The organism is Streptomyces sp. HUAS MS02, assembly GCF_055702265.1.
The window spans coordinates 7,196,942-7,210,962 of the sequence record NZ_CM146747.1 but is presented as its reverse complement, the minus strand read 5'-3'; the positions used below and the strand labels follow the sequence as shown (position 1 = coordinate 7,210,962).

11 protein-coding genes are annotated in these 14,021 nt (G+C 70.3%); 4 read left to right on the top strand and 7 right to left on the bottom strand.

Annotated elements, in window-relative coordinates; translation table 11 throughout:
• Window positions 1-7 precede the first annotated feature (7 nt).
• From ACZ9QC_RS30980 to ctaC, 4 genes are all read right to left on the bottom strand, one after another.
• Window positions 8-1,351 carry a L,D-transpeptidase gene (locus tag ACZ9QC_RS30980; protein WP_472916123.1) on the bottom strand — a complete coding sequence of 448 codons (1,344 nt, stop codon included), beginning with the start codon at window positions 1,349-1,351 and terminating at the stop codon, window positions 8-10.
• Window positions 1,352-1,494: 143 nt separating this feature from the next.
• Window positions 1,495-1,893 carry a cytochrome c oxidase subunit 4 gene (locus ACZ9QC_RS30975; protein ID WP_033528182.1) on the bottom strand — a complete coding sequence of 133 codons (399 nt, stop codon included), beginning with the start codon at window positions 1,891-1,893 and terminating at the stop codon, window positions 1,495-1,497.
• Window positions 1,890-3,632, bottom strand: coding sequence for an aa3-type cytochrome oxidase subunit I (gene ctaD / locus ACZ9QC_RS30970; protein WP_033528183.1), 1,743 nt, complete (start codon window positions 3,630-3,632; stop codon window positions 1,890-1,892). Before ctaD ends, ACZ9QC_RS30975 begins: the two co-directional genes overlap by 4 nt.
• The gene (gene ctaC / locus ACZ9QC_RS30965) at window positions 3,629-4,588 is read right to left on the bottom strand and encodes an aa3-type cytochrome oxidase subunit II (RefSeq protein ID WP_472916122.1); all 960 of its coding nucleotides are present in this window, start codon (window positions 4,586-4,588) and stop codon (window positions 3,629-3,631) included. Before ctaC ends, ctaD begins: the two co-directional genes overlap by 4 nt.
• 313 nt (window positions 4,589-4,901) lie before the next feature.
• Here ctaC and ACZ9QC_RS30960 point away from each other — a divergent pair, with 313 nt between their 5' ends.
• A complete protein-coding gene (locus ACZ9QC_RS30960) occupies window positions 4,902-6,284 on the top strand; it encodes an aminotransferase class V-fold PLP-dependent enzyme (RefSeq protein ID WP_472916121.1) in 1,383 nt (460 codons plus the stop codon).
• A gap of 161 nt (window positions 6,285-6,445) precedes the next feature.
• Here the strand turns inward: ACZ9QC_RS30960 and ACZ9QC_RS30955 are convergent, their stop codons facing one another.
• A complete protein-coding gene (locus ACZ9QC_RS30955) occupies window positions 6,446-7,420 on the bottom strand; it encodes a carbohydrate kinase family protein (protein ID WP_472916120.1) in 975 nt (324 codons plus the stop codon).
• A 135-nt stretch (window positions 7,421-7,555) separates the two neighbouring features.
• On the opposite strand from ACZ9QC_RS30955, the gene ACZ9QC_RS30950 reads away from it, so the two are divergent.
• The gene (locus tag ACZ9QC_RS30950; protein WP_472916119.1) at window positions 7,556-7,765 is read left to right on the top strand and encodes a hypothetical protein; all 210 of its coding nucleotides are present in this window, start codon (window positions 7,556-7,558) and stop codon (window positions 7,763-7,765) included.
• A gap of 84 nt (window positions 7,766-7,849) precedes the next feature.
• A complete protein-coding gene (locus ACZ9QC_RS30945) occupies window positions 7,850-9,640 on the top strand; it encodes a hypothetical protein (RefSeq protein ID WP_472916118.1) in 1,791 nt (596 codons plus the stop codon).
• Between the two features lie 113 nt (window positions 9,641-9,753).
• Here the strand turns inward: ACZ9QC_RS30945 and ACZ9QC_RS30940 are convergent, their stop codons facing one another.
• Window positions 9,754-10,110: a HesB/IscA family protein gene (locus ACZ9QC_RS30940; protein WP_059080740.1), complete on the bottom strand. Its 357-nt coding sequence runs from the start codon at window positions 10,108-10,110 to the stop codon at window positions 9,754-9,756.
• 313 nt (window positions 10,111-10,423) lie between these two features.
• Here ACZ9QC_RS30940 and nadA point away from each other — a divergent pair, with 313 nt between their 5' ends.
• Entirely contained in the window at window positions 10,424-11,608 is a 1,185-nt protein-coding gene (nadA, locus tag ACZ9QC_RS30935) for a quinolinate synthase NadA (protein WP_472916117.1), read from the top strand.
• Window positions 11,609-11,669: 61 nt separating this feature from the next.
• Here nadA and ACZ9QC_RS30930 read toward each other — a convergent pair whose 3' ends face one another.
• The gene (locus ACZ9QC_RS30930; RefSeq protein WP_472916116.1) at window positions 11,670-13,922 is read right to left on the bottom strand and encodes a protein kinase domain-containing protein; all 2,253 of its coding nucleotides are present in this window, start codon (window positions 13,920-13,922) and stop codon (window positions 11,670-11,672) included.
• Window positions 13,923-14,021 lie beyond the last annotated feature (99 nt).

Genomic DNA, 14,021 nt, shown 5'->3' with positions numbered 1-14,021 from the left:
AGCCCTCCTAGACCGACTCGGGCCTCAGGCGAGCCTGTACCTGGGGTCCGGGCACTTCCTTCGTGCCGCCCACCAGGGCGCTGCCCTCGCGCCATTTCTTCCAGTCGAGGTTCCAGTCGCCGTAGCCGTTGCCGAAGGGGGCCATGGTGTCACCGCCGGAGTTGACGACCTCGACGATGTCGCCCTCGTTGATGGTGTCGTAGAACCACTGGGCGTTGTCCGTGCTCATGCCGGTGCAGCCGTGGCTGACGTTGGCGTACCCCTGGGAGCCGGTGGACCAGGGGGCGGCGTGGACGTACTCGCCGCTGTTGGTGACCCTGACGGAGTGGTGCACGGTCAGGTCGTAGAAGTCGGACGCGCCTATGCTGGCGCTGGTCATGCGAACGGTACCTTCCTTGGCCAGTACCACCTTGACGCCGTTGCGGGTGTCGTAGCCGGGCATGCCGGTGGTGACCGGTATCCGCTTGACGACCTCGTCGTTCTTGTAGACGGTCATCTGGTGCGAGGCGGCGTCCGTGACGGCGACTATCTTGGCGCCGGTGGTCAGCTGGATCGGCTCGGCCTTCCCGCCCCAGAGCCGGTCGCCTATCTTGAGGCCCTCCAGGTTGCTGTGCACCCGGATGGTGGCCTCGGCCGGCCAGTACTCCTTGGGCCGGTAGTGCAGCTTCTTGTCGTCCACCCAGTGCCAGGCGCCCTCCGCGGCGGGCGTGGAGTCCACCTTGAGCGCCCGTTCGACGACGGACCGGGCGGCCTTGTCCTTGACCGGCCGGCTGAGCTCGGCGGTGACGGGCTGGCCGACGCCGTACCGGCCCTCCTTCGGTCCGAAGGTGACGTTCAGGCGCTTCTTGGTGAGCGGGCGGCCGGTGTCGAAGGCGACGGTCTCCCGGCCGGGGGCGCCGTCCTCGTCCTCGGTGCTCACGTGGACCGTGTAGCGGGCGTTGGCGGCGAGCGGTGACGTGGAGTGCCAGCGACCCCCGTCCTCGGAGAGTTCGCCCGCCACATAGCGGCCGGCGGCGTCCACGGCGGTGACGTCGGTGATGCGTCCGTCGTCCTTGGCGGTGACTTCCAGAGGCTTGTCCGGGTCGGCCTTCTCGCCGTCGCGGGTGGGGGTGTTGAAGGAGACGTGGTCGGCCGCGTCGTAGGGCGTGCCCGAGAGGGGGTGGCCACCGGAACCGCAGGCGGTGACGCCCGCTCCCAGGGAGACCACCAGCAGGGCGCCGGTGACGACCGTGCGGTTACGGCGCGGGCGCGCCGGTGTCGAGAGGCTGAGCGCGCGGAGGCCCGAGGGGCCGAGCACGGTCGGGCTCTCGACACCGGCTGTGGCGCCCTTGCAAAGTTCTGATGTGCTCATGGGTTCAACGTAGGAACGCCCGGCGGGGGTGGCGCGTCGGGTGACCCGAGTGGGCTACGCACGGCGTGGCGAAAGGGGGAAGCCCGGACCTCCTGTCGGAGTGTCCGGGCTTCCGTGCGCGCGGTGCGTGCTACAGGCGCGTGCTACTGGTTCTGGTTCTCGCCGCGGTAGTACTCGAAGACCCAGCCCCACAGACCGATCAGGATGATCGGGGTGGAGAAGTACAGCAGCCACCAGCCGAAGACGACGCCCATGAAGGCGAGCGCGCCACCCACGCCCAGGGCGAGGGGCTGCCAGCTGTGCGGGCTGAAGAAGCCCAGCTCACCGGCGTCGTCCGCGACGTCGGCCTCCTTGTCGTCCTGCGCGCCCACGTCGACCCGCCGGGCCGTGAAGGCCAGGTAGTAGCCGACCATGATGCACAGGCCGAAGGCCAGGAAGAGCGCCGTGGTGCCGGCCGGCTCCTTCGACCACACGCCATAGACGATCGCCATGGCGAGGACGAAGACGCTCAGCCAGATGAACATCTTGCCTTGGACCTTCACTTGCCGGCCTCCTTGCCGCTGGTCGCGAGCTCGTTGGCCGCCGGGCCGCCGTGCGCGAGCTGTTCGAGCGCGGCGATCTCCGGGTGGTGCAGGTCGAACGCCGGGGATTCACTGCGGATCCGCGGCAGGGTGAGGAAGTTGTGCCGCGGCGGCGGGCAGGAGGTCGCCCACTCCAGGGAGCGGCCGTAGCCCCACGGGTCGTCCACGCCGACGGGCTTGCCGTACTTGGCGGTCTTCCACACGTTGTAGAGGAACGGCAGGATCGACAGACCGAGCACGAACGAGGCGATCGTGGAGATCGTGTTGAGCGCGGTGAAGCCGTCGGCCGCGAGGTAGTCCGCGTACCGGCGCGGCATGCCCTCGGCGCCCAGCCAGTGCTGGACGAGGAAGGTGCCGTGGAAGCCGATGAACAGCGTCCAGAAGGTGATCTTGCCGAGACGCTCGTCGAGCATCTTGCCCGTCATCTTCGGCCACCAGAAGTGGAAGCCGGAGAACATCGCGAACACCACGGTGCCGAAGACGACGTAGTGGAAGTGCGCCACCACGAAGTACGAGTCGGAGACGTGGAAGTCCATCGGGGGCGAGGCCAGGATGACACCGGTCAGACCACCGAAGGTGAAGGTGATCAGGAAGCCGGTCGCCCAGAGCATCGGTGTCTCGAAGGACAGCGAGCCCTTCCACATCGTGCCGATCCAGTTGAAGAACTTCACGCCGGTCGGTACGGCGATGAGGAACGTCATGAAGGAGAAGAACGGCAGCAGCACACCACCGGTGACGTACATGTGGTGCGCCCACACCGTCACCGAGAGGCCGGCGATCGCGATGGTCGCGCCGATCAGGCCCATGTAGCCGAACATCGGCTTGCGGGAGAAGACCGGGATGACCTCGGAGATGATGCCGAAGAACGGGAGCGCGATGATGTACACCTCTGGATGGCCGAAGAACCAGAAGAGGTGTTGCCAGAGCAGCGCGCCGCCGTTGGCCGCGTCGAAGACATGGGCACCGAACTTGCGGTCCGCCTCCAGGGCGAACAGCGCGGCCGCGAGGACCGGGAAGGCGAGCAGGACCAGGACACCGGTCAGCAGCACGTTCCAGGTGAAGATCGGCATGCGGAACATCGTCATGCCGGGCGCGCGCATGCAGATGATCGTGGTGATGAAGTTGACCGAGCCGAGGATCGTGCCGAAGCCGGAGAAGGCCAGACCCATGATCCACATGTCGGCGCCGATGCCCGGGCTGCGGACCGCGTCCGACAGCGGGCTGTAGGCGAACCAGCCGAAGTCGGCCGCGCCCTGCGGGGTGAGGAAGCCACCGACCGCGATGAGCGAGCCGAAGAGGTACAGCCAGTACGCGAACATGTTCAGCCGCGGGAACGCCACGTCGGGCGCGCCGATCTGCAGCGGCATGATCCAGTTGGCGAATCCGGCGAACAGCGGCGTCGCGAACATCAGCAGCATGATCGTGCCGTGCATCGTGAACGCCTGGTTGAACTGCTCGTTCGACATGATCTGCGTACCCGGGCGGGCGAGCTCGGCGCGCATGAAGAGCGCCATGACGCCGCCGATGCAGAAGAACGCGAACGACGTGACCAGGTACAGCGTGCCGATCGTCTTGTGGTCGGTGGTCGTCAGCCACTTCACCACGACATTGCCGGGCTGCTTGCGCCGGACCGGCAGCTCGTCTTCGTACGAGCCTCCGGTCTCGGCGGAAGCACCCTGGGGTTCGTTGAGGATGCTCACAGTTGGTTCGTCTCCCGGTTCTTCTCGTGGCTCGTCTGCTCAATGCCGGCCGGGACGTAACCGGTCTGACCCTTCTCCACGAGCGACTTGAGGTGCTCCTCGTAGCGCTCCTGGGAGACGACCTTCACGTTGAAGAGCATCCGAGAGTGGTCCACGCCGCAGAGTTCGGCGCACTTGCCCAGGAAGGTGCCCTCCTGGTTGGGGGTCACCTGGAAGGCGTTGGTGTGGCCCGGGATGACGTCCTGCTTCATTAGGAACGGCACCACCCAGAAGGAGTGGATGACGTCACGCGAGGTGAGGACGAAGCGGACCGTCTTGCCCTCAGGGAGCCAGAGGGTGGGGCCGGGGTTGCCGGTCTGCGGGTTCTTGTCGCCAGGGATGCCACAGGTGTAGACACCGCCGGCGTCCGCCGGGAAGTCCTTCTTGAACCGGTCCGGGATGGCGGCCAGGTTCTCGTCGGTCTTCGCGTCGCCGGTCGAGCCGTCGACGTTCTCGATGTAGTTGAAGCACCAGCTCCACTGGAAGCCGACCACGTTGACCGTGAGGTCGGGCTTCTTCGACGTGTCGAGGAGCTTCGACTCGTCGCGGGCGGTGAAGTAGAAGAGCACCGAGACGATGATCAGCGGGACGACCGTGTACAGCGCCTCGATGGGCATGTTGTACCGGGTCTGTGGGGGAACTTCGACCTTGGTGCGGCTGCGCCGGTGGAAGAAAGCACTCCACAGGATCAGGCCCCACACCAGCACGCCCGTGGCGAGCGCGGCCGCCCACGACCCCTGCCACAGGGAGAGGATCCGCGGAGCCTCTTCCGTGGTCGGGGTGGGCATACCCAGGCGGGGGAAGTCCTCCCATGTGCAACCGGTTGCGGTTGCCAGGACCAGGCCTGCGGTCATTGCCTGCAGCAGCTTCCGCCGCATCGGGCGCCGCGGCGAGCGGTCGGAGCCGTTGGGACTCACGTAGCGCCTTCCCGAGAGTCTCGCCCGCGCGGTATGGCTGCGGCCTTCTCGCTGGTCGGTCGCCGCCCTGCGACGGGCAGGGGTTTGGATGTTTATGCGGACCAAACCCTACTGGACGCGTTTTGGGGTCGCGCGGGGAGGGGGGCCCAACTCGCCGGGGGTCACTTGAGCGGTTAGCCGGGGTGGGCGGGTGCGCCTAATAGCTCGGGAGTTCGGGTGGTTTGGCGGGTGCGAGTGGTTTGTGGTTTCTCGCGCAGTTCCCCTCGCCCCTGGAGGGGGCGCTGTCCCCGGCCCCTGCTTATAGCGTTGGGGTGTGGCCTACTTCGACTCCGCTTCCTCCGCTCCCCTTCATCCCGTAGCCCGGCAGGCGTTGCAGGCCTCGCTGGACGAAGGGTGGGCCGACCCCGCGCGGTTGTACCGGGAGGGCCGGCGGGCCCGGATGCTGCTCGACGCCGCCAGGGAGGCCGCGGCCGAGGCGGTCGGATGCCGGGCGGACGAACTGGTCTTCACCTCGTCGGGGACCCGGGCGGTGCACTCGGGGATCGCGGGGGTGCTGGCCGGGCGGCGGCGGGTGGGCCGCCACCTGATCGTGTCGTCCGTCGAACACTCTTCGGTGCTGCACACGGCGGAGGCGCACGAGGCCGACGGCGGGACGGTCACCCGGGTGGCGGTGGCCCGCACGGGGTCGGTCGCCGTGTCCTCCTACGCCGAGGCCCTGCGCCCCGACACGGCGCTCGCGTGTCTGCAGTCGGCCAACCACGAGGTGGGGACCGAGCAGCCGGTGGCCGAGGTGGCGGAGGTCTGCCGGGCGGCGGGCGTGCCACTGCTGGTGGACGCGGCGCAGTCGCTCGGATGGGGGCGGGTGAACGGGGACTGGTCGGTGTTGACCGGCAGTGCCCACAAATGGGGCGGACCCTCCGGAGTCGGGCTGCTCGTCGTCCGCAAGGGGGTGCGTTTCATGGCGCAAGGGCCCGCCGACGAGCGGGAGTCGGGGCGGGCGGCGGGCTTCGAGAACATCCCGGCGATCGTGGCGGCCGCCGCGTCGCTGCGGGCCGTACGGGCCGAGGCCGACGAGGAGGCCGTGCGGCTGCGGGAGTTGACGGAGCGGATCCGGGCGCGGGTGCCGTCGCTGGTGCCGGACGTGGAGGTGGTGGGCGACCCGGAGCGCCGGCTGCCGGGGATCGTCACCTTCTCCTGTCTCTATGTCGACGGGGAGACATTGCTGCACGAGCTGGACCGCGAGGGCTTCTCCGTCTCCTCCGGGTCCTCCTGCACCAGCAGCACGCTGACGCCGAGCCATGTGCTGCGCGCCATGGGGGTGCTGAGCGAGGGGAACGTCCGCGTGTCGCTGCCGGCCGGGGCGGCGGCCGAGGACGTCGAGCGGTTCCTGTCCGTACTGCCGGGGGCGGTCGCGACGGTACGGGAGAAGCTGGGGGCGCCGGTGACCAGCACCGTCACGGCCGTCCAGGAGGACACCCTCGTCGTGGACGCCCTCGGCAAGCGGTGCCCGATCCCCGTCATCGAGCTGGCCAAGGTGATCGGGGACGTCCCCGTCGGCGGCACCGTCCGCGTCCTGTCGGACGACGAGGCGGCCCGCCTGGACATCCCGGCGTGGTGCGAGATGCGGGGCCAGGAGTACATGGGCGAGGAGCCGGTGGAGCGGGGTTCGGCGTACGTGGTGCGCCGGGTGAGCTGACGGGCGCCCCGCGCCCCTGAGGATGAGGCCGCAGGCCTCATCCTCAGGGGCGCGGGGCTGTGTCTTGTATGCGGCTCCGCCGCGTGGGCGCGACCAGCCACATCGGACCCGTGGCCGACAACGCATCGACCACGGCAACCCGGTGGTCGCCCCGGCCCACCTCAGCCCAGGTGCTTCTTCACTTCCGCCGCCGCCTCGTCCCCGTAAGCCTTCTCGAACCGATCCATGAAGTGCGCCCGACGCAGCTGGTACTCCTGCGTGCCCACCGTCTCGATGACCAGCGTGGCGAGCATGCAGCCCACCTGCGCCGCCCGCTCCAGCGAGACACCCCAGGCCAGGCCCGAGAGGAACCCCGCGCGGAACGCGTCCCCGACACCCGTGGGATCGGCCTTGCGCTCCTCCTCGGGGCAGCCGACCTCGATGGGGTCCTCGCCGTCCCGCTCGACGCGGACGCCGCGCGAGCCGAGCGTGGTCACCCGGTGGCCCACCTTCGCCAGGATCTCCGCGTCCGACCAGCCGGTCTTCGACTCGATGAGGCCCTTCTCGTACTCGTTGGAGAAGAGGTACGTGGCGCCGTCCAGCAGTATCCGGATCTCGTCGCCGTCCATGCGGGCGATCTGCTGGGAGAAGTCCGCGGCGAACGGGATGTTCCGGGAGCGGCACTCCTCGGTGTGGCGGAGCATCGCCTCCGGGTCGTCCGCGCCGATCAGGACGAGGTCGAGGCCGCCGACCCGGTCGGCGACGGTCTTGAGCTCGATGAGGCGGGCCTCGCTCATCGCGCCGGTGTAGAAGGAGCCGATCTGGTTGTGGTCGGCGTCCGTGGTGCACACGAAGCGGGCCGTGTGCAGCGTCTCGGAGATGCGCACGGAGGCCGTGTCCACCCCGTGCCGGTCGAGCCACGCGCGGTACTCGTCGAAGTCGGCGCCCGCCGCACCGACCAGGATCGGCCGCGTGCCGAGCTGTCCCATGCCGAACGCGATGTTCGCGCCGACACCGCCTCGACGTACGTCGAGCTGGTCGACGAGGAAGGAGAGGGAGACCGTGTGCAGCTGGTCCGCGACGAGTTGGTCGGCGAAGCGGCCCGGGAAGGTCATCAGATGGTCGGTGGCGATGGAGCCGGAGACTGCGATACGCACGGCGAGGACACACTCCTGCGAAGGGAGAGGGGATTGACAGTTCACGCTACCGGGTCGTCCAGCCAGCCTGAAGCAGGCAAAACTACCCGATAGTAGGTCTTTCTTCGCGAGGTTCCCGGTGCGTACGGTGCCGTTATGACGAACCCCAAGATCCACGGCACCGTTCCGTTCGACCTGGACGGCGACCTCGCGGCGCTGCGTGGCGACTGCGCCCGGATGGCTCCGCACTGGGCGGTCCCCGCGAAGGTCATTACGGCTCCGGTGTCTCCTTCTCTCATTCACGGGGTGACGGTGCCGGTGACGTCCGCGCGGCTGGTGGACGCGATGCCGGTGTACGGCGACTGAGGGAACCATCGGCTCCTCCGCCGCGTCCCATCGCTGTCCCCCGTATAGGGGAGGCGGTGTACGACCTGCCGAAGGAGCGATGCGGTGAACCCCGAGCGACCCGACAACCCCGAGAACCCGGACGAGGGCCCCGAGCCCGACGCCCCGGAGCAACTCGGGGCTGCGGGCACGCCCGGGAAGACCGCGAAGACGGAGAGGGCCGAGGGGACCGAGCAGGCCGAGGGGACCGAGCAGGCCGAGGGGACCGAGGAGACTGAGGGGACCGGGCGGGCCGAGGAGGCCGAGGAACCTGCCGAATCGGTGTCGGCCTCCGCTTCGGACGCCAGTCCGGCTTCCGCTTCCGTTTCCGATCCGGCTTCGGCGCCGAATCCCGCTGCCGGACACAGTGACCCCCGCACCCGCTCTCGGCCCGCGCGTTCGCGGCTGGTCGTGGCCTCCGTCGCGGCCGCCGTGTTGGTGGTCGGTGGTGGTGGGGCGCTCCTCGCCTCATCCTCCTCCGATGGGTCCGGCGGCGCCGGCGGGCGCTCCGGCTCGCCCGGCGGTGACGGCACTCCCCCGCCCCTCGCGCTCGACGGTTACACCGGCGACGGTTCGAACGGCATCGCGCCCGGTGAACCCGACCCCAACGGGGTGACCTATCGCGCGGACGGCGACCTGCCCGACGGTCCCCGCTCCGCCGCCGTCCACGTGGTGAGGGGCGAGGTGACGGCCGCGGAGGTCGCGCGGCTGGCGAAGGCCCTCGGGGTGGAGGGCAAGCCGACCGCCGAGGGCGAGGCCTGGCAGGTGGGGGCGGCCGGCGACGGCTCGGGACCGGTGCTGCGGGTGAACAAGCAGGCGCCGGGGACCTGGACCTTCAACCGGTACACGCCGGGCACCGACAACTGCCAGAAGGTCGACGTCTGCACCTCGGGCACCGCCGAGGGCGGGGACCCGGTGAGCGAGGCGGTCGCCAGGAAGGCGGCGGCACCCGTGCTCAAGGCCGTCGGCCAGGACGACGCCAAGCTCGACGCCGGTCAGCTGATGGGCGCCGTACGGGTGGTGAACGCCGATCCCGAGGTGGGTGGACTGCCCACGTACGGCTGGTCGACCGGTGTCCAGGTCGGCGCCGACGGTCAGGTGGTCGGCGGCAGCGGCAACCTGAAGTCGCCGGTGAAGAGCGACACGTACCCGGTGGTGGACGCGGAACGGGCGCTGGAGCTGTTGAACGGCTCGGGCCAGAGCGTCGGCACCGAGCGCGGCGGCATCGGCGGCTGCACCGGCCCCGTACCGCTGGAGGGCGAGAACGGGACGGCCGGGGAGAAGGGGACGGTCGTCGCGGACGAGACGCCGTGCGAGCGGATGACCGAGCTGCCGAAGCCGGAGCCGGTCACCGTCGAGAACGCGGTGTTCGGGCTCGCGTCGCATCCGGTGGACGGTCACCCGGCGCTGGTGCCGTCGTGGATGTTCGAGGTGCGGCCGGCGGGTGCCGGGGACAGCTACACCGTGACGCATCCGGCGGTCGATCCGAAGTATCTGGCCTCCCCCGAGCCGCGCTCGGAGCCGACCGAGCGGCCCGGCGAGCCGGGTGACATTCCGCCGACCGGCTCGGACTCGCACGACGTGAAGGTGCAGGGCTACACGGTCGACGGGAACGAGCTGACCGTGTCCTTCTGGGGCGGCGTCTGCAGCGACTACTCGGCCTCGGTGGGCGAGGAGTCGGGCGAGGTGCGGGTCACCGTGACCGACACCCCGTGGGAGGGCAAGGTCTGCATCATGATCGCCAAGGTGGTGGAGCGGACGGTGCCGCTGGAGAAGCCGCTGGGCGACCGGAAGGTGGTCGGGTCGGACGGCAGGGCGATCCCCGAGGGCGGGATCGCGGAGTCGCAGCCCCGTTAGGGCAGCCCCGGTAGCCCCGTCAGCCGCCGTACGACGAAGGCGGCGACCCCCTCGGAGGGGGTCGCCGCCTTCGTCGTACCGACTGGCGCGTGGGGCCTACCGCGTGGCGGGGCTCAGCTGAAGGAGTCGCCGCAGGCGCAGGAACCCGTCGCGTTCGGGTTGTCGATGGTGAAGCCCTGCTTCTCGATGGTGTCGACGAAGTCGATGGTGGCGCCGCCCAGGTACGGGGCGCTCATGCGGTCGGTGACGACCTTCACACCGTCGAAGTCCTTCTCCACGTCGCCGTCGAGCGAGCGCTCGTCGAAGAAGAGCTGGTAGCGCAGGCCGGAGCAGCCGCCGGGCTGAACGGCGACGCGCAGCGCCAGGTCGTCCCGGCCTTCCTGGTCGAGCAGGGCCTTGACCTTGGCCGCGGCGGCGTCGGTCACGATGATGCCGTCGGTGACGGTGCCGGTCTCGTCCGATACGGACATCTACATCTCTCCCGGGTTGTACGGAGACTGCTTGCCGACGATTGCAACCGCCGGGGTCCCGGATTCATTCCGGGGCGCGCGGATTCGTTCGCGTCTCTCTTCATGCTCGCACATGGCCGCCGGAACGGGCACGAGCCGCTGATGGCTGCGGACAGCGCCACGCCGGGATTCATGTCACATCGACGCTATGGACATCGTCAAAGTGACGTGAAGCGGTTATGATAGATAGCGTCAATTCGACGAAAAGGATAGCCCGAATGTCCCGCCGACCCTCCCCCGGGCGGCGAGCCGCAGAACAGAAAGGGTGCGTGTCGTGACCACCGCCCAGACCCAGGAGCTCGACGTACAGCCGACGCCCCTCGCCCTGCTGCTGCTCGGCCGTGAGGCCGACCCGAAGAGCGAGCGCGGTGTCGAGTGCCCGGGCGACCTCCCCTCCCCGTCCGACCCAGACCTGGTGGAGCGCGCCCGCGCGGCCAAGGAGAAGCTCGGGGACAAGGTCTTCGTGCTCGGCCACCACTACCAGCGCGACGAGGTCATCCAGTTCGCGGACGTCACGGGCGACTCCTTCAAGCTGGCCCGCGACGCGGCGGCCCGCCCCGAGGCCGAGTACATCGTGTTCTGCGGTGTGCACTTCATGGCCGAGTCGGCGGACATCCTCACCGGCGACGACCAGAAGGTCGTGCTGCCGGACCTGGCCGCCGGGTGCTCGATGGCCGACATGGCCACCGCCGAGCAGGTCGCCGAGTGCTGGGACGTGCTGACCGAGGCCGGTATAGCCGAGCAGGTCGTGCCCGTCTCGTACATGAACTCCTCCGCCGACATCAAGGCCTTCACCGGCAAGCACGGCGGCACGATCTGCACCTCGTCGAACGCGAAGCGGGCCCTGGACTGGGCCTTCGAGCAGGGTGAGAAGGTCCTCTTCCTGCCGGACCAGCACCTGGGGCGCAACACCGCCGTGCGGGACATGGGCATGTCGCTCGACGACTGTGTCCTCTACAACCCGCACAAGCCGAACGGCGGCCTCACGGTCCAGCAGCTGCGCGACGCGAAGATGATCCTGTGGCGGGGGCACTGCTCGGTGCACGGCCGCTTCAGCCTGCAGTCCGTGAACGACGTACGGGAGCGGATCCCGGGCGTGAACGTGCTGGTCCACCCCGAGTGCAAGCACGAGGTCGTGGCGGCGGCGGACTACGTCGGGTCGACCGAGTACATCATCAAGGCGCTGGAGGCCGCGCCCGCCGGTTCCAAGTGGGCGATCGGCACCGAGCTGAACCTGGTACGGCGGCTGGCGAACCGTTTCGCGCCCGAGGGCAAGGAGATCGTGTTCCTCGACCGCACGGTCTGCTTCTGCTCGACGATGAACCGCATCGACCTCCCCCACCTGGTGTGGACCCTGGAGTCCCTGGCCGAGGGCACCCTCGTCAACCGCATCGAGGTCGACAAGGAGACGGAGGCGTTCGCGAAGCTGGCGCTGGAGCGGATGCTGGCGCTGCCGTAACCCTCCTCCGGCGCCTGCGTACCGCGCCTTCGGCACCTCCTCGTGGGCCTCGGCCCCGCGCTCACCCCGACACGGGCTCCCGGTCGGGGTGAGCGGGGTCGAGGGAGAAGAGGGTGCCGTCCGGGACGGCCACGGCCAGCGTTCCCGCGTGGGGCAGTGCCCAGGGCTCGCCCTGGACGGACGAGATGGGCGTGGCGCGGGGCAGCGTCTCCCAGAGCAGGGTGCCCTTGAGCCTGTCGAGCGCCGCGACCCTGCCGGTGTCGCTGGCCAGGTAGAGGGTGTTCGAGGACGCGTCGTACCCGGGCGCGCCCGGCCGTTCCAGGCTGGTCCTGGTCCGCCACAGCACCTCGCCCGTGTGCGGTGACACGCCGGTCACCTGGCCGCCGGACCGGACGAACACCAGCACGCCGCCCACCAGGGCCGCCCGGCCCCGCCCGTCCTCGCCCTGCTTCGTCATCACCCTGGTCCCGGTCCCCAGGTCCAGGAGCATGACCGTCTCGTACGTCGGGTCGCCGCCGCGGGTCGCGTCGGTGTAGTCGGTGGAGTCCACGACCAGGACCAGATCTCCCTGCCTGACGCCGAGGAGGACGCTGTCCAGCGGCACCTCCATGGTCCTGGTCGAGCCGTCGGCGCGGTCCACGACCAGGACCCGGGATTCCGAGTTCGCCGCCTTGGCGTCCCGGGCCACCGGCCGGCAGTGCGCGTACGTGCCCGCTCCGGCCGTGGTGAACGTGCAGTGGTGGCCGGCGGGCATCGGCAGGGACCAGCGCTCGGCCCCGGTGCGCGGGGAACGCGCCGTGACCGTCACACCGTCGGGTTCGGGGGTGAGGACCAGGTCTCCGGTCAGGGCCGTGTCGATCTCGGTGATGTCCACCCGCCGGGTCCACAGCTGCTCGCCGGTGTCCGCGTCGAGGGCGACGACATCGACCGGGTCCACCACGGGTTCGCCGCTGAACACGGTCTGCTGCACGAGGACCGTGCCGTCCCTGACACCGAGGACCGAGGCGTAGTACCGGTCCCGCTCGGTGGTCGTCGGCGCGATGTCCGCGCGCCAGACCGTCCTGCCCGTACGGCCGTCGACGCGGACCGGGAGGGCTCCCGCGCCGCCGCAGTAGACGTCGCCGCCGTGCACCTGGCAGGAGGGAGCGCCGCCGGCACCCCCGTCGCCCGAGGGCAGCGGTCGGCGTGCGCCCGCCGCGGCCTTCGCGAACGTCGTCGTCTGCCAGGGCTTCCAGCCGCTGGGCGGTGGCGTCCAGCGGGAGGTCGGGGTCGGCGCGGGGGCCGCCGTGTCGGTCGTGTCCACGCCGCCCGGCCCCAGCAGATAGGCGGTCAGCCCGAGGACCAGCGCGCCGACGGTACCGGTCGCGGCGAGCAGGGGACGCAGACGGCGTCGGCGGGCGGGGGGTGACTCCGGCTCCGGGCCCGTTCCGATCTCCAGGTGGAACTCCGTGGCGGCGGCCGCGACCTCCTCGCGCCGGGGCACCACCGGCAGGGACCCCGGCTCCGGCTCCGGCAGGGCGCTCTCGAACTCCCGCGCCAGTTCGTCGAGTCCGGGGCGGTCGGCGGCCTCCTTGGCCAGGCAGCGCTCCAGTGCCGTACGCAGGGGCGGGCCCACCCCGTCCAGCACGGGTTCGTCGTGGATCACCCGGTAGGCCGTCAGGTAGGGGCTGTCCGCGTCGAAGGGGCCCCGGCCGGTGGCGGCGTAGACGAGCAGGGTCCCCAGCGAGAACACGTCCGAGGCGGGGCCCGCGGTGCGGGCGTCGGTGAGCTGTTCCGGGGACATGAACGGCGGGGTGCCGATCATCTGGCCGGTCTCGGTCAGGGCGAGGTTCTCCGCCGCGCGTGAGATACCGAAGTCGATCACCCGGGGGCCGTCGTCCGCCATCAGCACATTGGCCGGCTTCAGGTCCCGGTGCACCACACCGGCCCGGTGGATCTCCCGCAGCGCCTCCACCAGCCCCAGGGCCAGGACGCGCAGCTCGGTGCCGTCGAGCGGGCCGTGGTCGCGGATCCGCTGGGCGAGCGAGCGGCCGGGCACGTACTGGGTGGCCATCCAGGGGCGCTCCGCCTCCGGGTCGGCGTCCACGACCGCCGCGGTGAAGGCGCCGCTGACCTTGCGGACGGCCTCGATCTCCTGGCGGAACCGGCTGCGGAACACGGCGTCCTGCGCGTACTGGGCGTGCACCACCTTCACGGCGACCTCGCGCCCGGAGCGGGATCTCGCCCGGTAGACGACACCCATTCCGCCGGTGCCGAGCCGGTCGACCACCTTGTACCCGCCGACCGATCCGGGGTCGTCGCTGCGCAGCGGCACGCCCAGGTCCCTCCCCCCGACAAGCGCGGCCCGAGTGGCCGTTCGAGGCACAGGATACGTAAGGGCGACGCGCGACGGCCGGGTCGCGGAACCGTGAGG